This is a genomic window from Pandoraea sputorum (assembly GCF_000814845.2).
Taxonomy (GTDB): Bacteria; Pseudomonadota; Gammaproteobacteria; order Burkholderiales; family Burkholderiaceae; genus Pandoraea; species Pandoraea sputorum.
Genome location: NZ_CP010431.2, coordinates 2842532 through 2863940, shown reverse-complemented (window position 1 = coordinate 2863940; position 21409 = coordinate 2842532). Strand labels below are relative to the sequence as shown.

The window sequence follows — 21409 nt, the reverse complement described above, 5'->3', positions numbered from 1 at the left end:
ATAAGGGCACAAAAGTCATATGGCGGGGGAACTCGGCAACGAGCGCGACGACGACCGTAACACGAACGATTTCTCCGATGAGTTGAGCGAACTCACCGGCACGCGGCGCCGTTGGCGCATCACGGCCCGGCTCGACGAACTCTTTCGCAGCATTTCCCTTTACGCGGTGCCCGCAGCGATCATGCTGCTCTCGGGCATCGTGCTCATGTTCCAGGAAAGTCAGTACGCGGTGCGCGGTGCCACCCCGGTGAGCTTTCAGGCGCAGGGCGATTTTCCTGCGACGTTCAATCCGCCAATGGCACAGAGGGCACTGGAGCGTGCGCCGCTGGTCCAGCAATTCAGCACACATCTGTCCGAAGCGCCCGTGTGGTTCCGCTTCTCGGTGCCGCCGGTGGGCGGGCAGGAGCGAACCGTTATCGAGTTTCCCTCGCGACACGCGCAGACGCTTGCCTGCTGGCGAAGCCCCGACACGCCCGCCATTGGCCGCGCCGACCGGGGCGATGTCAGCGGTGCGATCCGCACGTCGAAGGCGGGCTTCTCGATCGACCTCGGTCATCTGGTCGAGCCGGTCACGTTGTTGTGTCAGGGCACGTTCTCCGGCCCGGCGCATCTGTCGCTCGTCGCCTGGCCTGGGCCCGAGTTGCGCATATCCGAGAGGGAATTTCATCGTAGCAACGGACTACTCGAAGGCGGTCTGCTGACCCTCTCGGCGTTCGTGCTCGTCACCGCCATCATCAACAAGGAATGGTTGTATGTACTGTTCGCCGCCTGGCTGATCGGCAACCTGCGACTTGCCGCCAACTCGCTCGGCGCGGATACACAGTGGCTGGAGCGCGCCATTCCGATGGAGTGGGACGCACTGGTACGCAAGGCGACGTTCGCCATCTATTACGTGCTGACCTATTCGCTGTTCACGCAGCTCTTCAAGAAGGAACTGCGTCTGATCGGCCTGCGCTGGATGGTGATGGTGTTGCAATGGGCGGGCGTGGTGCTGTGCTGCGCTGCCATCGCGTTGCCGTATGCGCATTTCATTCCTGTGCTGTGGGCCGTGGCGGCCTTAGGCATCGTGATCGTGCTGGTGCTGCTCGTGCGCATTCTGGTGCTCACGCGCTCTCGCGTGGCGGTCTGGTATAGCGCATCGCTGGCCATCGTGCTGTTCGCGACGTTCTCCGAGGTCATCGCCGCCGCCTTCAATGCGCGCGCGTTGTCGTCGGCGCTTAATAGCGTGACGGCGGCGCTGTTCTCGAGCCTGATGGCCGCACTGGCGATTGCCGAGCAGATGCGACTGGAACACAAAGGCAAGCTTGAAGCCCAGACCGAATTGCGCAACGCCTACGACGTGACGCCGGTCGGCCTCTTCACATTGAACGATCAGGGGGTGTTCGTCCGGGGCAATGCAGCGCTGCACACCATGCTTGGCATTCCCAACACCGAGGGGCGCACGTTCCGCTGGGACCAGTATTTCGGTCAGAGCACGTGGCGCATGCTGCTCGACGTCGCCCAGCACAGCGACGAGTCCGAGCTTGAAATTCTCTCGCTGCCTCGCGACGACGGGCGTATCAGCCGTTACCTCGTGAAGGCGATTTTCTCCGACGGGCGTATCGAGGGTTCGTTGCAGGACATTACGGAACGCGCCCGCACGATGGAGCAACTGCGGTATCTGGCGGAGAACGACCCGCTCACGGGCGTTTCGAACCGGCGCGGTATCGAAAAATCGTTGGGCGAAGCCATCCGCACGCTCTCTGATGCGCGTCCGGCGGCGCTGGCTTACCTCGATCTGGACCGCTTCAAACTCGTCAACGACTTATTCGGGCATGCGGCGGGCGACGAGGTGTTGCGTCAGGCCTGCGACCGGATGCGTGCGCGGTTGTCGACGGAACAGAGCGTAGGACGCACCGGCGGCGACGAGTTCATCGTGGTCTTTCGCGACGCCACTATCAAGGAAGCGGCGGCGGTGGCGCGACGTCTGGTGGACGCTATCGCCGGGGAACCGTATCAGATCGGCGAGCGGGCGTTTCAGGTACGCGCGTCGGCCGGTGTCATCGAGCTGACGACAGACATGCGTGTGCCCGACGCGATTTCGTCCGCCGACCGGGCTTGCCGCGAGGCGAAGAAGAGCCGTCGCGAACTGGTTGTCTACGAACGCGGGGCGGCGGCATTCCGGGAGCGTCTGGCGGAGTTGCGTCTGATCGACGCGCTCGACGCCGGTCTCACGCCCAACACGTTGTTCCTGGAAATGCAGCCGATCATGGAGATGGCGTCGCCGGGCGACTCGCTGAACTTCGAGGTGCTGCTGCGCATGCGCGATTCGGACGGCAATATCGTGCCGGCATCGCGCATCATCAGCGCTGCGGAAGAGAACGGCACCATCGGCATGATCGACAAATGGGTGCTCACGAATACGTTGGCGTGGATCGATACGCATCGGAACCAGTTGTCCAAGACGCGCTTCGTTTGCGTCAACCTCTCAGGGGCATCGCTCAACGACGAGCATTTCGTGCGGGATATCTTTGCGACGCTGGCCGCGCATGAGCGTTCGGTGGGGCTGCTGTGCATCGAAATCACCGAGACGGTCGCGTTGCACGATCTGGACAACACGCGACGCTTCGTCGATCGCATCCACCAGTTGGGCGGACGCATCGCGCTCGACGACTTCGGCGCGGGCTTCAGTTCGTTTTCCTATCTCAAGGACCTCGCGGTCGACGCGATCAAGATCGACGGCGCGTTCGTCAAGAGCATGGCAGCGCACCCGGCCAATCTGGCCATCGTCGAGGCCATCGTGGCGCTTGCCAAGAACCTCGGCATTCGCAGCGTGGCGGAGTGGGTCGAAGACGCCGCAACGCTGGAAGCGCTCTCCGAGCTTGGCGTCGACTACGTGCAGGGCTTTCTCATCGCCCGGCCGCAAACGCCCGAAGCGATCCTCGCCGCCGACTCCGCCGCAAGCTTCATTCGCGATCCGCAACTGGCGACTTTGCTTGGTGAACTGGAGCAGTCTTTCTATCGCTCCCCGGCTAACCGCTCGGCGCTGCACTGATCGGTTCGGTGAATGCCGGGCCATTCGCGAGCGCGCGAGTGGCCCGCCAATGCCTCCGACATTCCCCGCAACGACGCTTACGGACGACGCATTAATCGTCGAACGGCATTGCGTATTGTCTGCATTTTTCGCAATGCTCTATTTCTCTGCAAATTTCCTTTCCTTCCCTGTTTTGTCACACGTCATCCAGCGCAAACCCTCATAAATAGGGGATTTCGCTGTCAAGTCTGTCGTTCGAAAACGACGCGCAAAGGTAACCCGACGTAAGATTTCCAACTGGAATAAATCTTGTCCGCCATTAAGCTGGAATGGCAGAATTTGCGCATCGACGTGATGGAGTCAGGTCTCCATGCCATCGTGAGCTATGCCGCGAGACAGGGGAGTCGCGGGGTTGCAGTCGGCTCACAGGTGCTCGGCAATCGACCGACACGCGACATGAACGGGGTTAGGACCGTACCACTGCGAGGTGGGCGCGGCGCAACCAGAACACCTAACCAGAACAACGACAATGCTTTCGACATTCCTCAAACTCGCCTACCGCTTCACCCATTCGGCGAAGTGGCGGCACAACGAACGCCTGTGGCCGCACGCGCAGATTGCGCGAGATTCGATGGGGGCGATCGAACGATTCACCTGGCGCGGACGCAATGTGCCGCTCGCACGCCGCGCCGAGCTGCAACGTCTGCGTCGACTGCCTTGCCACATCATCGCCAGCGGTCCTTCCGTCGCCGACATCGACTACGATGCGCTGCCGATGCATCACGTGATGGGCGTGAACGGGGCCATCGCGCTGACCGAGCGCGCTCCGGTCAAATTCAACTACTACTGCATTCTCGACGCGGGCTTCGTGCGCCAGCGTCCCGATCTGGCGCGCCGTATCGTGGCGCGCGATCTGGTGCTGTTCGTCACGCCGGTGGTGCTGGCTCGCTTGCTGGATATGTTCCCGATGTCCGCCTTCGGCTGCCGCGTCTATCTCGTCGACGACATTTTCAAACGTGGCCTTGAAGCGGCCCGTACGACGCAGACGCTGCGCGCAGACGCGCAGGTCTCGGCCAGTGCGGCGTTCTTCGGGGACGAGAGCCGACTGGGTTTCAGCTTCGATATCGACAACGGCTTTTTCCACGGCGGCACGGTCGCGTACTTTGCGCTGCAAGTCGCGACGTGGCTGGGTTTCACCGAGATGTATATGCACGGGCTGGACCTGCGCGACGCCGCAGCGACTCCGCGCTTTTACGAGACGATGCAAACGCGTGCGCCGACGCGTCTGGACGCCGAATTCTCGACGCTGATCGAGCCATCGTTCCGTCTGGCCGCCAATGTATTGCGCACACGTGGTGTGCGCGTCGAGAACCTCTCGAGTACGAGCGCACTGGGCGAGGACATTTTCGCCAAGGTCGACTGGCGTTCGCTGCGTCGCCGGAATCTGAGTCTGGTCGTACCCGACGAGGCGCTGCCGGTCGCAACGCTCGACAGCGTGGCTGCCGATGGAGCGCCGTCCCTGCGTCCGACGGGAACGCACGGTCACGCCTGACGTCCGTCCGGCACATCCTGCGCGCGACGCGGCAGACGCCCTGTGCACACATGATGCGCAAAAGTCCGTGCGCAGGGCCGCCGGGCGGTGGCCTACCTGCTACAATCGCTCTCCGGGTTTTCCTGAAGCAATGAGCGATTATGGGGTTTGGCTGGTTCGGACTGTCGACGTTTTGGTTGCTGGCACTGTGCTGGCCTGGCGTACGGGGTCTGCTTGGCGGTGAGATACGAATCTTCGGCCCCGGCACGCTCCGTATGCTGCTTGGCGTTCCGCTGGCCATGGTGTCCAGCGCCACGCTCGCTGCGCTGACGGGCGGCGACGGCAACACTGCCGGTGGCAGCATCGGCCAGTCGCTCTCCCACGGTTTGAGCGTCGCGCTCGGCGGCACGCTGGCCATGGGTCTCTCCGGCTTCGTCCTCCTCTTTTCTCTCCCGCTTGTCTTCGGCACCACCTGGTGGGGCATGGTCTCGCGTCGCCCATCGGCCGACGACGAGGACGACGCGCCTGCGTTCGACCCGCGCGATGCACGGGAATCGCGCGAATCCCGTTTCGACACCGCCGCGCGTGAGCCGGTCCGTGGTTTGTCCCAGATGTCGTTCGACACGAGTGAGCGTGGCGAGCGCAGCTACACGCCGACGGTCGGACAAGGTCACCACAACGTCGGCAGTCTGATCGAAGAGCCGGTGCCGCGTCGTCGTGGTCTGGCGGCGCAACCGCGCTGGAAGCTGTCGGACGAAGAACGTGCGCGTCTTGATGCCATGCAACCCCCGCCCCTGACCGTGCGCGGCGCGCCGCGCGCCGAGCCGACGTTTGGCGCGAGTGCGGCGACGCGTTCGGCAGGGAAGGGGACTTCGGTCGGACGTACAACGCCAGTAGTCGCGGCAGCGGTGGGGGCCGCGGGTGCTATCGGGTCATCCGGTAGCGCTGCAGCAGCAACGGCTGCGGCGACGCGTGCTGTCCTCCCGCGTGGTGCGTATGCCGCAAAACTGAGTCGTGGCGAAGCGCTGCGAACGACGGAATTCGTGCGCGCTGAGCCGGGCCTGACGCCTCGCGGACCGCGACCGGCCGCGTCGTCGCAGGCGCCCGTCGTACAGCGCCCCGCGTCGGTATCGACGAACGCAACCCCCGCAACGAATACCGCTTCGCACGCCGAACCGCTGGATGCCACCTCGCTGCCAGGCGCGACCGGTTATCGTCGCCCTGTCGGTATGGCCCCGGCGCACCTGCGCGGCACGGTCGTGCACAGTCCGTTCCGCAAGCCGCAGTTGGGTCTCGAAGATATTCCGCCGCGCGGCGCACCGCCGCGTCCGCAAGGGCTGACGTCGCAGACACCGTCTGTGGCGGGCGATGAGGCCTCAACGCAGAGTGCGACGAATGCCGCCGCGTCGGCACTTTCTGCACCTGCGTCGCCAGCATTGCAAGCGACGCAAGCATCGCAAGCAGCGCCGGTCATGCGTGGTGCCGCCTCATGGTCGGCGGCCGATGCTGCTGTCCCGCTGGCGTCCGACGTGGCAGAGTTTTCGCCTATCGACTGGTCGGTCAACGACGTCGTTGAACCGTCCACCGAGCCGGTGCCCGAAGGCCCGAGCCCGGAAATGCTGGCTGAACAGGAAGCTGCGCGAGAAGCCGCGCGCGCGGCCGAGCAGGCAAGGATCGACGCGATGATTGCGCTGCGTCAGGAAGCGGAGGCATTGCTGCGCGACTTGCGAGATTGGGCGTCACCGGTGTCGTCAGACGCCAGCGATGCGCCGACATCGCCGCAACCGTCTGACGCGGTCGCCGTTGAGACGTACGACGCGATGCCGAAGTCGCTCGATAGCGATGTCGACATCGCTATCCCCGAGATTCCTTCGCTAGCGGCGTCACCCGAGGTCGCAGAGGCTGAGCCGCAAATGCCGCCGCCCGTGGCGCCGCTCACGCCTGCGGAAGTTCTTAATTTACCGCCGCTGATGCAACTTCGGCCGCCGGTTGCTCCGGCATCCGGGGCAGCGATGCCCTCATCTGTGCCGCCGCGTCCGTTCGTCTTCGCCGACGTGCTGGCAAGTGTCGAAGCGTATGACGCTACCGTCACGGCACCTGCAACGCAAACCGTCACCGTGCAAAACGCCGTCACGTCGGTGGAGAATGCTGCTGAGGCGTCGGCTGAAGACGATGCACTTCCGCCTTTCGACGTCGCTGAGCGCGTCGTTCCGGTGGACATCGACGAAGCCCCTGAGCCTTCCGCGAAACCGCATTACGTTCTGCGTGCCGATGGCACGTGGGCGAGGGCGGATGGGTTGCCGCTGACGTCGGACGATACGACGTCGCTTGCACAGCCGACACCCGAACACCTGCCGCCTGCTACGCCGGTGATCCCCGTGATCCCGTCGTTCGCTGCGGCATCCCCGGCATCGCAAACCGCAAACTTCACCGCAGACACGCCTTACGAGCTACCGCCACCGCGTGTCGCCATCGACTACGACCTGCCTGCGCTGGACCTGCTGGCGCCGGCCACGGCCAGCGACCATGCCAACGTTGTCTCGGACGAAGCGCTCGCCGCAGTGAGCCAACTGATCGAGCAGCGCCTTGCCGAATTCAAGGTGCCGGTGACGGTCGTCGGTGCATCCGCCGGACCGGTCATCACGCGCTTCGAGGTGGAACCGGCCGTCGGTGTGCGCGGCGCGCAGGTCGTGGGTCTCATGAAGGATCTGGCGCGCGCGCTGGGCGTTACGTCCATCCGCGTGGTCGAGACGATTCCCGGCAAGACGTGCATGGGGCTTGAATTGCCGAATGCACAGCGTCAGATGATCCGTCTTTCGGAAATTCTGAACGCGCCGGTCTTCGACACGCATCGCTCGCGTCTCGCACTGGCGATGGGCAAGGACATCACGGGCGAGCCGATCGTGGCCGATCTGGCACGTGCGCCGCACTTGCTCGTGGCGGGTACGACGGGCTCGGGCAAATCGGTGGCGGTGAATGCCATGATCCTGTCGCTGCTCTACAAGGCGACACCGGATGACGTTCGCCTCATCATGATCGATCCGAAGATGCTGGAACTGTCCGTCTACGGCGGCATTCCGCATCTGCTTGCACCGGTCGTCACCGACATGAAGCAAGCCGCGCACGCGCTGAATTGGTGCGTCGGCGAAATGGAGAAACGCTACCGGTTGATGTCGGCGCTTGGCGTGCGCAATCTGGCGGGGTACAACGAAAAAATCGATGCCGCGCACGCTGCGGGCGAGAAGGTCAGCAACCCGTTCTCGCTGACGCCGGACGCGCCCGAGCCGCTGGACCGTTTGCCGTTTATCGTCGTGGTCATCGACGAACTGGCCGATCTCATGATGGTGGCGGGCAAGAAGATCGAGGAGCTGATCGCGCGTCTTGCCCAGAAGGCGCGGGCTGCCGGTATCCACCTGATTCTGGCGACGCAGCGCCCGTCGGTCGACGTCATCACAGGACTCATCAAGGCGAACATTCCAACGCGGGTTGCCTTCCAGGTGTCGTCGAAAATCGACTCGCGCACGATCCTCGATCAAATGGGGGCAGAGTCGTTGCTGGGGCAGGGCGACATGCTGTTCCTGCCGCCGGGCACGGGGTATCCGCAACGCGTGCACGGCGCGTTCGTTGCCGATGACGAGGTGCACCGTGTCGTGCAACACTGGCAGCAGTACGGCGAGCCGGATTACGACGAGGCCATCCTCGCGGGCGATCCGGCCGACGCGGCGTCCGCCGATCTGTTCGGCGACGCGGCGGGCGACGCCGAAGCCGACCCGTTGTACGACGAAGCCGCAGCCTTTGTGCTGAATTCGCGGCGTGCGTCGATTTCCGCCGTGCAGCGGCAATTGCGCATCGGATACAACCGGGCGGCGCGTCTGATCGAGCAGATGGAAGCGGCCGGACTCGTCACACCAATGGGACGCAACGGTACCCGCGAAGTGGTCGCGCCGGGCGAATAACGCGTCGTCAGTATGTCGTCAGGGCGCCGTTCATGGTCGCCCCCGACGCTGAATAATCGCCTTCGCTTACAACTCCCTTACGACCCGTCATACGAGTCGAACTCTTTGGCACTCCGTGCCGTTCTCCTGACACGCGCCGTACATGGGCGCGTGACACAAAACCCCTTGGAAACCCGCGCCAAATGGCGATAACGGGGCGCAAACCCGCGTCCCCGTAGGGGTATTCCCGCCTTTGCGGGCGAAACTCAGCGATCACATAATCGGCGCGCTAGGTTGGTCGTTCGACGCGTGCTTGACGGTATCGCCCTGACACGAATTACAAGGACCGGGGCGGTGCGACGGGGGGGAGACATCCCGGGATTCGCGCATCCACGGCAGGGCCTGCGACACCAAGGAAATCGCAGCAAAAAAGCGTCATATCGAAACGCATCGCACCGAAGGAGACCCTTATGCAATTCCGATTCAAGCTCATGGCTGGCGCCGTCGCGTTCGCCCTGTCCGCCTCGATGGCCATTGCGGCCGAACCGATCAAGATCGGCGTGTCCGGCCCGTTCACCGGCGGTTCGTCGTCGATGGGCGTTTCGATGCGCGACGGCGTGCGTCTCGCCGCTGCGGAGATCAACAAGTCGGGCGGCGTGCTCGGCCGTCAGATCCAACTCGTCGAGCGCGACGAAGAAGCCAAGAACGAACGCGGCGTGCAAGTCGCGCAGGAACTGATCAACAAGGAAAAGGTGGTTGCCACCGTCGGTTACATCAACACCGGTGTGGCGCTCGCGTCGCAGCGCTTCTATCAGGATGCCAAAATTCCGGTGTTCAACAACGTGGCCACGGGCACGGTCATTACCGACCAGTTCAAGCCGCCTCAGTATCCGGACAACTACGTCTTCCGCAACGCCGCCAAGGACAGCATTCAGGCGCCGATGATCGTGGAAGAAGCGATTACGCGCCGTGGCTTCAAGAAACCGGCCATTCTCGCGGACTCGACCAACTACGGTCAGCTCGGTCGTGAAGACCTCGAAAAAGCGCTCAAGGCCAAGGGCATCACGCCGGTCGCCGTCGAGAAATTCAACATCAAGGACGTCGACATGACGGCCCAGTTGCTCAAGGCCAAGCAGGCTGGCGCCGACGTGATCCTCACGTACGGTATCGGCCCGGAACTGGCGCAGATCGCCAATGGCATGGGCAAGCTCGGCTGGAAGCTGCCGATCGTGGGCAGCTGGACGCTCGCGATGGCGAACTACATCGACAACTCGGGCGCGAACGGCGAAGGCGCACGTATGCCGCAGACGTTCATTCAGGAACCCAACACGCCCAAGCGCAAGGCCTTCATCGACGCCTACGTGGCCATGTTCAAGCCGAAGAACAACCGCATCGACTCGGCGGTATCAGCTGCGCAAGGCTATGACTCGATCTACCTGCTGGCCGCCGCGATCAAGCAAGCCGGCAGCACGGACGGCCCGAAGGTGCGCGCAGCACTGGAAGACCTGAAGACGCCGGTCGAAGGCGTGGTCACGACGTACGATCATCCGTTCACGCATGACGATCACGACGCCATCACGGCCAACATTCCGGTGTTCGGCGAAGTGAAGGGTGGTCGTGTCGTGTATGCCTACGACAGCGACCTGAAGGCTGGCAGCAAGGTCCGCGAGAAGGCAGGCGCGACGGTCTCCAAGTAAGCCGCACCTCCTCCCAAGGCTGCCGTTGCAGCCATGAAGGGTGAACGACGGCGCGCGTCGCCCCTTGCACCTCTGCCCCGAGCCAACGGCTTCGGGGCATCCGGGCGAGGCGCGCGTGCCGTCTTCACGCAACTGTCGCCTGCCACCGGCACTCGGGACCGGTGTGCGGCACAAGTACCGAATGCCTCCCGAGCATCGCTCGTAGGCTCGCACTCGCGAGAGAGGACCGCATGACCATCCTGATTCAACTCATCTACAGCGGTATCGCGCTGGGGATGATCTACGCCGTGATCGCCTTCGGTTACCAACTGACGTTTGCGACGTCCGGCACCCTGAACTTCGGCCAGGGCGAAGCGCTGATGCTCGGCGCACTCGTCGGCCTGACGCTCGTCGACACCCTCGGGCTGAACTACTGGCTGATGATTCCGATCGTCTGCCTGTTCGGTCTCGTGCAAGGCGCGTTCGTCGAACGCATCGGCGTGAAACCCGCATTGCGGATCAAGTCGGAGTTCGGCTGGATCATGTCCACCATTGCGCTGGGCATCATCTTCAAGAACGTTGCGGAAAACCTCTGGGGCCGCGACGACCTCAAATTCCCGTCGCCGCTGCCCGAAGCCCCTATCAATCTGCTTGGGGCGAACGTGCTGCCGATGGAACTGCTCGTGGTCGTGGGCGCGCTGCTCATGATGGCTGCCGTCGAGTTCTTCAACCGTCGCTCGATCTACGGCAAGGCCGTGGTGGCCACCGCGAACGATCGCGACGCCGCAGGGCTCATGGGCATCAACACAAGTCTGGTGATCACGTTCTCGTACGCGCTGTCGTCGATGGCCGCTGCGTTTGCCGGCGTGCTGGTCGCACCGCTTACGCTGACCGGTGCCACGATGGGGGCTGTGCTGGGTCTCAAGGCATTCGCCGTGGCGATCATCGGTGGTCTGTCGAGCGGTATGGGCGTGCTCGTGGGCGGCGTGATCCTCGGCGTGGCCGAAACCACGACCGCGTTCTACATTTCGACCGGCTATAAAGACGTGCCGGGTCTCGTACTGCTGCTGCTCGTGCTGGCTGTGAAGCCTGCAGGTTTGTTCGGCAAGACGGCCATCAAGAAGGTGTAACCATGACCGCACAGACCTCCACTGCACGCGGGGCCGGCGATCTCGGCGGCACGCGCGCGTTGACCAAGATCGCTGCCGTGCTCGGCATCGTCGCGCTATTCGGCTTTCCTCTGGCCGTCGGCAACCCGTATTACATTCACATGATCGAGACGATCATGATCTACGCGATCCTGCTCTTCGGGCTGGATATCGTCGTGGGTTATACGGGGCAGGTGTCACTGGGCCACGCGGGCCTGTTCGGCATTGGTGCCTACGTTGCGGGTGTTTTTTTCGCCAAACTGGGACTCTCGCTCTGGCTTGCACTGCCTGCCGCCATTCTGGTCACCGCTGCCTTCGGTGCGATCCTCGCACTGCCAGCGTTGCGCGTGATCGGGCCGTATCTGGCGATGGTGACGCTGGCCTTCGGCACGATCATCCAGATCCTGATCAACGAGATGGACTTCCTGACGTCCGGACCGATGGGCATCAAGCTCACGAAGCCGGTCATCGGCGGTCATCCGATCGACGAGACGGAGTACTACTGGATCGTCGCCGTACTACTGCTGTTGAGCATGCTCGTCGCACACCGCATTTTGAAGTCGCACCTCGGTCGCGCTTTCGAAGCATTGCGCGATTCGCCGGTGGCGTCGGATTGTATGGGTGTGTCGGTGTATCGCTACAAGGTGTATGCGTTCGTGATCAGCGCCGGGTTTGCCGGTCTGGCCGGTAGCCTGTATGCCTATTCCGAGCAGTACATCTCGCCGAACACGTACAACTTCGAGCTGACGATTCTCTTCCTGCTGGCCGTCATCATGGGCGGACGCAAGACGCGCAGCGGTTCGCTGCTGGGCGCGGCGATCATCGTGTTGCTGCCGCAGTTGCTCGACGACATCAACATTTTCCGAATTGTCGCGTCGGCCATCGCTGCCATCACGACGGTGGCGGCGGTCGCTGCGGTCGCACGAGGTCGCACCACGCTCGCCAAGGCCGCCGTGCCGGTGATCGGCACCATCGCACTGGCCGGTGTGACCTGGTGGCGCGACAGCATCACCGACTGGCGTCTGACGATCTTCGGTCTGATGATCCTGTTCGTCGTGTACTACCTGCCGGACGGCATTATCGGTTTCCTGCGCTCGCGCATTTTGCATCGCCGCCGCACGCTCACGGTGTCGGCCACGCAGGTGGACGAAACGGCTGCCGACAGCAACGAACCGGTGCTCATGGCGGCTGCCAGCGGTCCGGAAGAGTTGCTGAAGGTGCGTCAGTTGCTGATGCAGTTCGATGGCCTGAAGGCGCTCAACCAGGTGGACCTGACGGTCAAGCGCGGCACGATTCACGGCCTGATCGGTCCGAACGGCTCGGGCAAGAGCACGATGATGAACGTGCTGACGGGCATCTATGTGCCTACGGCCGGGAGTATCGAGTTCGCCGGGGAGTCGCTGGCCGGACGCACGTCTTCCGACATTGCTTTGTCGGGCGTGGCGCGAACGTTCCAGAACGTGCAGCTTTTCGGTGAAATGACGGCGCTCGAAAACGTGCTGGTCGGTCTGCACCACACGTTCCACTCGACGCTGGTCGACGTCTCGCTGCGTCTGCCGCGATACAAGCGCGAAGAAGACGGTGCACGTGCGCGTGCCATGCGTCTGCTGGAGTTTGTGGGGCTGGCGTCGCTAGCCGACGAAGAGGCCCGCAACCTGCCGTACGGCAAACAGCGTCTGCTCGAAATCGCCCGTGCGCTCGCACTCGATCCGCGTCTGCTGTTGCTCGACGAACCGGCGGCCGGTCTGACGGCACCCGATATTCGCGAGTTGCTCGCCATCATCCGCAAGATTCGCGATCACGGCATTACGGTGATTCTGATCGAGCACCACATGGACGTCGTGATGAGCACCTGTCAGACGGTGTCGGTACTGGACTTCGGGCAGAAGATTGCCGAAGGGCTGCCAGCGCAGATTCAGGCTGACGAGAAGGTGATCGAGGCGTATCTGGGCGGCGCATCGACCGCGCACTGACCGGGATAGACGAACAAACGGAACCACTATGCTTTCCATTCGTAATCTGCAAGCGGGATACGGCAAGGTGCAGGTGCTGCACGGCATCGACATCGACGTGCCGGGCGGTCAGGTCGTCACGCTCATCGGCTCGAACGGCGCGGGCAAGACGACCACCATGCGTGCCGTGTCCGGCATGATCAAACCGTCGTCGGGCGAAATCACGCTCGGCGAGAAGCGTATCGACGGACTCGACTCTCACCGTATCGCGAAGCTCGGTCTGGCGCATTCGCCGGAGGGACGTCGTGTGTTCGCCACGATGTCGGTGACGGACAATCTGCGGTTGGGCGCTTTTCCGCGTCTGACGGGTAGCCGCCCGCGGGGGGATGTCGCGGCGGATCTGGACCGCGCAATGGACTTGTTCCCGCGCCTGAAGGAGCGTCGCAACCAATTGGCAGGTACGCTCTCGGGCGGTGAGCAGCAAATGCTGGCGATGGCGCGCGCGGTCATGCTACGCCCGGACATCGTGCTGCTCGACGAGCCGTCGATGGGCCTGGCGCCGATTCTGGTCGACGAGGTCTTCCGCATCATCAGCAATCTGAAAGCCGAAGGCGTGACGATGCTGCTCGTGGAGCAGTTCGCCGCCGCCGCACTGGCCGTGGCCGACTATGGCTATGTGCTGGAGAACGGCAACATTTCCGTGCATGGCCCGGCGGAAAGCCTGCGCAACGACGACAAGGTGCGCGCGGCTTACCTTGGGGGAAGTCACTAAGCCCTGCCTCCTGGCCGAAGCGCACCGCAGTACACGCGGCGCTTCGGCCATTGCGCGTACCCAACCCGCCCAACGCGGCACCTGCGGCACCTCCCAGAATGCTCGAGACCATAAACGCCGCATCGAGCCGACTGCGTGCGGGGCGCCTTGTGACGTCAGCGGCAGCATCGAATCGCTTCCCGGCGCAATACGAATGCCGCATTGCATCAGAACTACGAAAATCATAGTATCGAGTGACGGCTTGGCATCTCGACGTGTTCAAGGGCGTTTTTCGATGAATTGCATCGTTGCTGGGGAGCAATGACGATGACGAAGGTACAAGACGACGCGCTCAGCGCATGTCCGGTGGCACGCGCGGTGGACATCGTGGGCGACAAGTGGACGATCCTCATCCTGCGCGAGCTCTATATGGGCAACACACGATTCGAAGAGATTCAGATTCAGACGGAGGCGAATCCGCAGTTGCTGGCGGGACGTCTCAAGGCGCTCGAAGCCAACGAGATGATCGAGCGTAAGCCGTATAGCGAGCGTCCATTACGCTACGAATACGTGCTGACGAAGAAGGGGCAGGCGTTTTATCCCGCGATGTATGCGCTTCGCGCCTGGGGCGAGACGTGGTGCAAGACGAAGAGTGAAGGGTTAGCGGTGCGCTTTGTGCACAAGGCATGCGGTCACGACGTCGAGCTTGGCAATTTCTGCAAGCACTGTGGCGTGCCGGTCGAGCGCAAGGATCTGGATAACGTCGTCAGCAAACGGCTGTTGACGGAACGTGCTGCACGCGCCGAAGCGTTCACCACGGCACGACGCGCCGCCGCAAGCGCAAGGAGAGGCTGACGCCCCAGACGTCGCACATTAGCGAACCGGCATCCACGAGGGGGATTGGATGCCGGTTCGTTTTTGCATTTCGGAGTGACGGCCGACCGATGCGCCGTTCGTCATTCATCGACCGTTAGCCGGTTTAGGTGCGAAGCGGCCGCAATCCGTTGCGGATATCGTCGGCGAGCAGCTTCGGGACTTCCCACGCGGCAAAGTGCCCGCCACGCGGCGGACGGTTGTAGAAAATCAGGTTGTGATAGGCGCGGCTGACCCAGCTCCTGGGCGCGGTATAGACTTCGCCGGGGAAGGCACTGACCGCCGCTGGCACCGAAATGTCTGCGGTGGCGAGGTAGTTCAGGTGCGCCAGTTCCCAGTAGAAGCGCGCAGCGGACACGCCTGTGTTCGTCAACCAGTAAAGGGTGATGTTGTCGAGCAGGTCCGTCATCGTCAGGTCTTCGGCAGAGTAGCCATTGGTCGTGCGACCGGCTGCTGCTGACGTCACCGTGACCGCCGGTTGGCCGAAGCCGTCACCGTGATCGAGCAACCACGTGGCCAGCCCGACGGGCGAATCGGCCAGTCCGTATAGCGTCTGCGGACGTGTTCCCATCATCTGCACGTAAGCGCGGCGCTTCTTGAACGCGACGGCCAACTGGTCGTAAGCCTGCCGTTCGTCTTGCGAGAGGTCGACGGGCACGGGACCGCCCAACGCGATGTTCGTCTGAATGGCTGGCGGCACCGCAGCCGGAAAGTTCACATGGATGCCCAGTAGTTCCGGCGGCGCTTGCGTGGCCATCACGTTCGTCACGATGCCTCCGAGATCGCCACCCTGAGACGCGAACTTCTCGTATCCCAGACGCTTCATCAGCGTGACCCAGGCCCTCGCGGTGCGCTCGGGGCCCCAGCCTGTCGTCGTGGTTCGCGCCGAGAAGCCGTACCCCGGCAGCGACGGAATGACCAGATGAAACGCGTCCGAAGCGCTTGCGCCGTGGGCCGTCGGATTGGTCAGCGGATCGATGAGTTTGAGCTGTTCGAGAATCGACCCGGGCCAGCCGTGCGTCACGATGAGCGGCATGGCGTCGGCATGCTTCGAGCGCACGTGGATGAAGTGAATATCCAGCCCGTCGATCTCGGTGACGAAGTTCGGCAACGCATTGAGCTTCGCTTCACACTTTCGCCAGTCGTAGTCTGTCGCCCAGTGGCGCGTCAGGTTCTGAATCAGGTCGAGCGGCACACCTTGCGAGTCGTCCGGCACGGTTTCGCGCTCGGGCCAGCGCGTGGCGCGTAGTCGTCGACGCAGTTCGATCAGTGGTGCCTCCGGCACATGAACACGAAACGCACGAATAGCGGTACTGTCGCCGGGGGCGGCGGACGCAATCGAATTGGCATTCTCGTCAGCGTAAGACAACGGGGTCAACGAGCTTAGCGCGAGTGTGGCGGCAGTCATGCCGACGAACTGTCGGCGTGATGTCGAAGGAACTTGAGATTTGGATGACATGAAGGCTCCGGACGGCATGTGCCGTGTGATATTCGTCAACGTTACGAATGACTTCACTGCTGCCCGATGCGCAGCACACGTCGCTTGTCACGCCACCGCCTCGCATCAGGTGTGGCTGAGTATAAATATGATAATCATAGTGATGACGCCGGAAATGTATCTCAATGTAGCGGAGGCCGTCGCAGATACCGCCGCGTACAAAATCGTCGGACATTGGCGCATCTGCGCCTGTTGGGCGAGCAGTACGCGTGCCAAAAGGGTGGAAGCGCAGCCGGAAAACCGGCGGCTGCCTTCACTGCGAACGTCAGTGCACTCAGGAAGTCACCGATTCACGTTCACGACCACACGGCCGTGGATCTCGCCTTTGACGATGCGCTGACCGATGCCGATGGCATCCGCAAGGCCCACGTCATGGGAAATGCCGCCGAGCTTTTGCGGTTCGAGATCGCGCGCAAGCCGTTGCCACGCTTGCTCACGCAACTCGCGCGGCGCCATCACGCTGTCGATACCGTGCAACGTCACACCGCGCAGAATGAACGGCGCCATGTTGGCCGGAAAGTCCATGCCTTGCGCGAGACCACATGCCGTCGCGACACCGCCATAACGCAATTGGGCGATGGCATTGACCAGCGTGTGCGAGCCGACCGAATCGACCACCGCCGCCCAACGCTCCTTCTGCATCGGCTTGCCCGGGTCCGACAACAGACGACGGTCGATGACCTCCGACGCGCCGAGCGCCTGCAAATACTCCGTCTCATGCAACTTGCCGGTGGACGCCACGACGCGATAACCGAGCGAGCTGAGGAGCGCGATGGCTACCGAGCCGACACCGCCTGAAGCGCCTGTTACGAGTACATCGCCGTGATGCGGCAGCACTCCGCCGTGCTCCAGCGCCATCACCGAGAGCATGGCCGTGTAGCCCGCCGTGCCGATGATCATGGCGTCTCGCGGTGTGAAGCGTTCGGGCAACCGCACGAGCCAGTCGCCGCGCAGCCGGGCCTTCTGCGCGAGGCATCCCCAGTGCGTTTCGCCCACACCGTAGCCATTGAGCACCACGCGATCCCCCTTACGCCACGCGGGGTGCGACGATTCGAGCACGGTGCCCGCCCCGTCGATGCCAGCGACCATCGGCCACGAGCGTACGACGGGCGCTTTGCCTGTGATGGCGAGGCCGTCCTTGTAATTGATGGTCGAGTAATCGACGGCGACGAGTACGTCGCCATCGGCAGGCAGTGCATCGTCTTGCAGTTCGGTCACCTGGGCGTGGGTGCCACCGTCCGACTGTGTCAACAGGATTGCATTGAACATGCCTTGAAATCTCCGAAGCGGGTGATCTGTAGGGAGGCAGACGGCAGCGACGGTCCTCACCGGATGCGAGACGACCGTCGCCAAGAGATTGCTTCAGCCGGAGATGGCTGCTGCGATAGCGTCGCGTGTTTCCCGCGAGAGAACGCCGATCAGTTCCGCTGCGGGAAGTGCACGCGCAAGCGGCGCCGCCTGACCGGCCCATTGTGCCGCATAGCCGCTTTCCTTGTGTGCCTTTGCGGCGGCGTTGAGCGTTTTACCCGCGTCGTAGGTGATGGGATAGTCGGGAATCGCGGGGCGGTCGGCCGCTTGCTCCAATGCCCAGAAACGATTGGCGAGTCCGCGTGCCGGGCGTCCCGAAATGGCGCGAATGAGCGCCGTGCGCGGTGGCTGACCACTGAGCAGCGCGTCGCGATAAGCTGCGTCGGCACCGGACTCCGGGCAGGTGACGAAGGCCGTTCCCATTTGGGCCGCTTGTGCGCCAAGGGCGAGTACCGCAGCGATGCCAGCGCCATCCATGATGCCGCCTGCTGCAATCACTGGCAGCGACGTGCGTGCCACCAGCCGCCGCACCAGTGCGAACGTGCCGAGTTGCTCGTCTTCGCTCGGCTGGCGGTCGCCTTCGTCGTTGAAGCGTCCGCGATGACCGCCAGCTTCCCAGCCCTGCGCCACGATGGCGTCGATACCTGCAGCCTCAATGGCATCGGCCTCCGCTTCATTCGTAGCCGAAGCGAACAGCACGATGCCTGCGGCCTTCAATGCGTCGATCCGGTCCTGTGACGGAAGGCCGAAATGAAAGCTCACGACTGCCGGGCGCTCCTCAAGAAACATCTCATACATCGCGACGTCTTCGACAAAGCTCAGATAGATCTCGCGCAGCGCTTGCGGCGGCTTTGCGTCAAAGCGCGCGAATTCCGGTGCGAGATAGGCGAGCCATGCGGCTTCGCGCGCCGCGTCGGCTTTCGCGGGCACGTGCGTGAAAACGTTGACGTTGAAGGCTCGGGAGGTGAGCGCGCGGGTTTGACGAATCACGTCGCGCGCGGCGTTGGCATCCATATTGCCGACGGCGAGCGAGCCGAGCCCGCCCGCGTTGGAGACGGCCGCGACCAGCGCCGGTGTCGACGCAACGGCCATCGGTGCCTGAATGATCGGCGTCGACATACCGAGACGCCGGGTGATGCGGGTAGACGAGGGTACTTTCGTCGTCATGGTCTCGCCCTGTCTCAGAAACCGGCCGCGAGATCGCGCAGCGCGTCCAACGTCTCATGCACTTCCGCGCGCAGCACGCCAACAAGCTCAGCGGCTGGCATCGCGCGGGCGAGCGGTGCGGCCTGACCGGCCCATTGTGCGGCGTAGTCGCTGTTGCCCTTGGCCTTGGCGGCGGCGTTGATGGCCTTTCCTGCGTCATACGTCACAGGATAGGCAGGCAAGTCGGGGCGCTCGGCCGTCTGTTCAAGCGCATAGAGCCGATTGACGAAGCCACGAGCGGGGCGTCCGGAGATAGCGCGAATGAGGGCGGTGCGAGGCGGATTCGGGCCGGTGAGTCGTTCGCGGTAGGCAGCGTCGGCCGACGATTCCGGGCATGCGACGAAGGCCGTGCCGAGTTGTGCAGCCTGCGCGCCGAGCGCGAGCACCGCAGCGATGCCTGCGCCGTCCATGATGCCGCCAGCGGCGATCACGGGAACGGACGTGTGCGTCACGATCAACCGTACGAGGGCGAGGGTGCCGAGCTGTTCGTCGTCGGTCGGCACGCGGTCGCCGAGATCTTCGAAGCGTCCGCGATGGCCGCCTGCCTCATACCCCTGCGCGACGATGGCGTCCACGCCAGCCGCTTCGATGGCGCGGGCTTCGGAGAGGTTTGTCGCCGTGGCGAACAGCATGATGCCAGCGGCGTGCAGCGCGTCGATTTTCTCTTGCGACGGCAAACCGAAATGGAAGCTAACGACGGCCGGACGCTCTTCGAGCAGCATCGCGTACATCGCGTCGTCGGCGACGAAGCTCTTGTAGATCTCGCTGAGCGTGACGGGCGGCGCGGCGTCGAATTGTGCAAATTCCGGCGCCAGATAGGCCAGCCAGGCGGCATCGCGCGAGGCGTCGAGTTTGGCCGGTGCGTGACAGAACACGTTGACGTTGAACGGCTTGCGCGTGAGGGCGCGCGTGTCGTGAATGGCTTTGCGAGCCGTTTGCGCATTTCCCGCCGCCACGCCGATGGAGCCGAGTCCGCCTGCGTTTGAGACGGCCGCAGCAAGCGCCGGTGTGGATGTGCCCGCCATCGGCGCCTGAATGATTGGCGTGAGCAGGCCGAGTCGCTCGATGAGCGCACGATTGCGGGATTGGGATGCAAGGGAGCTAGGCATGACGATCTGCACCTAAGAGTGTTCAATGGGGAACAGCAGCAGTCAAAGCAGGCGGTATGTTCACTATGGCATACGCCCATCGCGACAAAAGATACCACTTAAATGCATCTTTATGCCAACCACCCTTGACGCTGTCGGGGCATCTCACAGCGGCTTGCGTTCGACGGGCAATAACTGAGCATCGCTCACGTAATGCCTATTCTTGCGCGCCGTCGTCGGTACCCATCAGATCGGCGGCACGCGAGCGTTGCATGTCTGCCCGACGGAAGTACCCGACGACGGTGGCCACGCTGGTGTGTCCGGTCATCGACATCGTCTCCGCCAGTGGCACTTGCTGAAGTGCCGCTTCCGTCACGAAGCCTGCGCGCAACGAGTGCGCAGAGAAATCGCCGTCGAGGCCTGCCAGTGCGCAGCGCTCGCGCACGATATCGCGCACCGCAGCCTCCGAAAGCGCTTCCCCAACATGGCCGCCGCGCCGCACGCGCCTGAAGATCGGACCGTCTTCGATGCCGGACGCCGCCAGCCAGTCCGTGAGCGCGGCGGCGGCTGCACCCGTCACCGGCTTGTCATTCTCTGGGCGGTCGGCCCCTTGCTGGTTCGTCTTCGACCAGCCGAGCGCGTAGACGTAATGTTCCGGTCCGCTGCGCCGCACGTTCTCACACGTTGCGCGAACGACTTCGGAGCGTCGGCGTCCGCCGCTCGCCCATGCGAAAAGCAGTAACGCCCGATCGCGCTTGCCGCGCAGCGAGTCGTCGCAGGTCGCCAGAAGCGCCCGCAACGGTTCGCGGGTGAGGGCATCTTTCTTGGCGGTCCGCACGCCTCGCTTCGCATAGGCACGTCGCGTCTTGGCGAGCAACTCCCTTACCGCCGGTTCGGCGCAGGGATTGGGTAGATCGCGCGTCGTATGTAGCTTGGCAATGACGCTCATCCGGTGGAGCAGCGTCGCGAGCGCGGGCGGACCGGTGCGCGCTTTGAGACCTTGTGCGACCAGCGCCGCATCGAGTGCTTCGGGCATCTCTGTCGTCAGCCCATGCCTGGCCTGACGCTGCGCGTGATCGACGACGAACTGCACGATCGCTGCGGGCGATAGCGGGGGGATCAGCGGCGCACCGTAGCGCAACCGATACCAGCCCATCCAGTAACGCATCGCCGACTGATAACTCTGACGCGTATTTGCCGAGTCGCCTTCACGAACGAGCGCCTGTGCAGCATCTCGCGCGTCGGCATCCAACGTTGTCGGGTCCAGTGGCACGGGGAGGTGAGCTGCGTCCACGATTTTCACGAGATCGCCAGCGTTGCTTTTGCGCATTGAGTCGCCTTGAAACGTAATTTTTCTACTGAACATATGAATTCATATGTAATATGTAGTAAATATAACGTATGTAATAAATAAGTATCGATAATCTTCC

At 63.2% G+C, this 21409-nt stretch carries 13 protein-coding genes; 8 read left to right on the top strand and 5 right to left on the bottom strand.

Annotated features, from left to right (window positions below; translation table 11 throughout):
- Nucleotides 1-19: 19 nt before the first annotated feature.
- From NA29_RS12615 to NA29_RS12580, 8 genes are all read left to right on the top strand, one after another.
- Nucleotides 20-3034 (top strand): putative bifunctional diguanylate cyclase/phosphodiesterase, encoded by a 3015-nt coding sequence (locus tag NA29_RS12615; RefSeq protein WP_052252893.1) that lies wholly within the window; start codon nucleotides 20-22, stop codon nucleotides 3032-3034.
- A gap of 508 nt (nucleotides 3035-3542) precedes the next feature.
- Entirely contained in the window at nucleotides 3543-4565 is a 1023-nt protein-coding gene (locus NA29_RS12610) for a WaaZ-like lipopolysaccharide core biosynthesis protein (RefSeq protein ID WP_052252892.1), read from the top strand.
- A gap of 140 nt (nucleotides 4566-4705) precedes the next feature.
- Entirely contained in the window at nucleotides 4706-8500 is a 3795-nt protein-coding gene (locus NA29_RS26165) for a DNA translocase FtsK (protein ID WP_039398554.1), read from the top strand.
- A 449-nt stretch (nucleotides 8501-8949) separates the two neighbouring features.
- Nucleotides 8950-10176 (top strand): ABC transporter substrate-binding protein, encoded by a 1227-nt coding sequence (locus tag NA29_RS12600; protein WP_039398552.1) that lies wholly within the window; start codon nucleotides 8950-8952, stop codon nucleotides 10174-10176.
- 230 nt (nucleotides 10177-10406) lie between these two features.
- Nucleotides 10407-11285 (top strand): branched-chain amino acid ABC transporter permease, encoded by an 879-nt coding sequence (locus tag NA29_RS12595; protein ID WP_039398550.1) that lies wholly within the window; start codon nucleotides 10407-10409, stop codon nucleotides 11283-11285.
- Between the two features lie 2 nt (nucleotides 11286-11287).
- Nucleotides 11288-13276, top strand: coding sequence for a branched-chain amino acid ABC transporter ATP-binding protein/permease (locus NA29_RS12590; RefSeq protein ID WP_224786785.1), 1989 nt, complete (start codon nucleotides 11288-11290; stop codon nucleotides 13274-13276).
- 28 nt (nucleotides 13277-13304) lie between these two features.
- Nucleotides 13305-14027, top strand: a complete 723-nt coding sequence (locus tag NA29_RS12585) for an ABC transporter ATP-binding protein (protein ID WP_039398548.1) — start codon at nucleotides 13305-13307, stop codon at nucleotides 14025-14027.
- A 306-nt stretch (nucleotides 14028-14333) separates the two neighbouring features.
- Entirely contained in the window at nucleotides 14334-14861 is a 528-nt protein-coding gene (locus NA29_RS12580) for a winged helix-turn-helix transcriptional regulator (RefSeq protein WP_039403319.1), read from the top strand.
- A 124-nt stretch (nucleotides 14862-14985) separates the two neighbouring features.
- On the opposite strand, the gene NA29_RS12575 is transcribed toward NA29_RS12580, so the two are convergent.
- From NA29_RS12575 to NA29_RS12555, 5 genes are all read right to left on the bottom strand, one after another.
- Complete coding sequence (locus NA29_RS12575; protein ID WP_039403316.1) at nucleotides 14986-16338, bottom strand: epoxide hydrolase family protein; 1353 nt, start codon at nucleotides 16336-16338, stop codon at nucleotides 14986-14988.
- Between the two features lie 321 nt (nucleotides 16339-16659).
- Nucleotides 16660-17646, bottom strand: a complete 987-nt coding sequence (gene acuI, locus NA29_RS12570; RefSeq protein ID WP_039398546.1) for an acrylyl-CoA reductase (NADPH) — start codon at nucleotides 17644-17646, stop codon at nucleotides 16660-16662.
- Nucleotides 17647-17739: 93 nt separating this feature from the next.
- The gene (locus NA29_RS12565) at nucleotides 17740-18852 is read right to left on the bottom strand and encodes an NAD(P)H-dependent flavin oxidoreductase (protein ID WP_039398544.1); all 1113 of its coding nucleotides are present in this window, start codon (nucleotides 18850-18852) and stop codon (nucleotides 17740-17742) included.
- A 14-nt stretch (nucleotides 18853-18866) separates the two neighbouring features.
- Entirely contained in the window at nucleotides 18867-20000 is a 1134-nt protein-coding gene (locus NA29_RS12560) for an NAD(P)H-dependent flavin oxidoreductase (RefSeq protein ID WP_039398542.1), read from the bottom strand.
- A gap of 196 nt (nucleotides 20001-20196) precedes the next feature.
- Nucleotides 20197-21309 carry a site-specific integrase gene (locus tag NA29_RS12555; protein WP_052252891.1) on the bottom strand — a complete coding sequence of 371 codons (1113 nt, stop codon included), beginning with the start codon at nucleotides 21307-21309 and terminating at the stop codon, nucleotides 20197-20199.
- Between the last annotated feature and the right edge of the window lie 100 nt (nucleotides 21310-21409).

Excerpts from the sequence above, each read along its gene's own strand:
- NA29_RS12615 (WP_052252893.1), top strand. The coding sequence starts at position 20 with ATGGCGGGGGAACTCGGCAACGAGCGCGACGACGACCGTAACACGAAC.
- NA29_RS12610 (WP_052252892.1), top strand. The coding sequence starts at position 3,543 with ATGCTTTCGACATTCCTCAAACTCGCCTACCGCTTCACCCATTCGGCG.
- NA29_RS26165 (WP_039398554.1), top strand. The coding sequence starts at position 4,706 with ATGGGGTTTGGCTGGTTCGGACTGTCGACGTTTTGGTTGCTGGCACTG.
- NA29_RS12600 (WP_039398552.1), top strand. The coding sequence starts at position 8,950 with ATGCAATTCCGATTCAAGCTCATGGCTGGCGCCGTCGCGTTCGCCCTG.
- NA29_RS12595 (WP_039398550.1), top strand. The coding sequence starts at position 10,407 with ATGACCATCCTGATTCAACTCATCTACAGCGGTATCGCGCTGGGGATG.
- NA29_RS12590 (WP_224786785.1), top strand. The coding sequence starts at position 11,288 with ATGACCGCACAGACCTCCACTGCACGCGGGGCCGGCGATCTCGGCGGC.
- NA29_RS12585 (WP_039398548.1), top strand. The coding sequence starts at position 13,305 with ATGCTTTCCATTCGTAATCTGCAAGCGGGATACGGCAAGGTGCAGGTG.
- NA29_RS12580 (WP_039403319.1), top strand. The coding sequence starts at position 14,334 with ATGACGAAGGTACAAGACGACGCGCTCAGCGCATGTCCGGTGGCACGC.
- NA29_RS12575 (WP_039403316.1), bottom strand. The coding sequence starts at position 16,338 with ATGTCATCCAAATCTCAAGTTCCTTCGACATCACGCCGACAGTTCGTC.
- acuI (WP_039398546.1), bottom strand. The coding sequence starts at position 17,646 with ATGTTCAATGCAATCCTGTTGACACAGTCGGACGGTGGCACCCACGCC.
- NA29_RS12565 (WP_039398544.1), bottom strand. The coding sequence starts at position 18,852 with ATGACGACGAAAGTACCCTCGTCTACCCGCATCACCCGGCGTCTCGGT.
- NA29_RS12560 (WP_039398542.1), bottom strand. The coding sequence starts at position 20,000 with ATGCCTAGCTCCCTTGCATCCCAATCCCGCAATCGTGCGCTCATCGAG.
- NA29_RS12555 (WP_052252891.1), bottom strand. The coding sequence starts at position 21,309 with ATGCGCAAAAGCAACGCTGGCGATCTCGTGAAAATCGTGGACGCAGCT.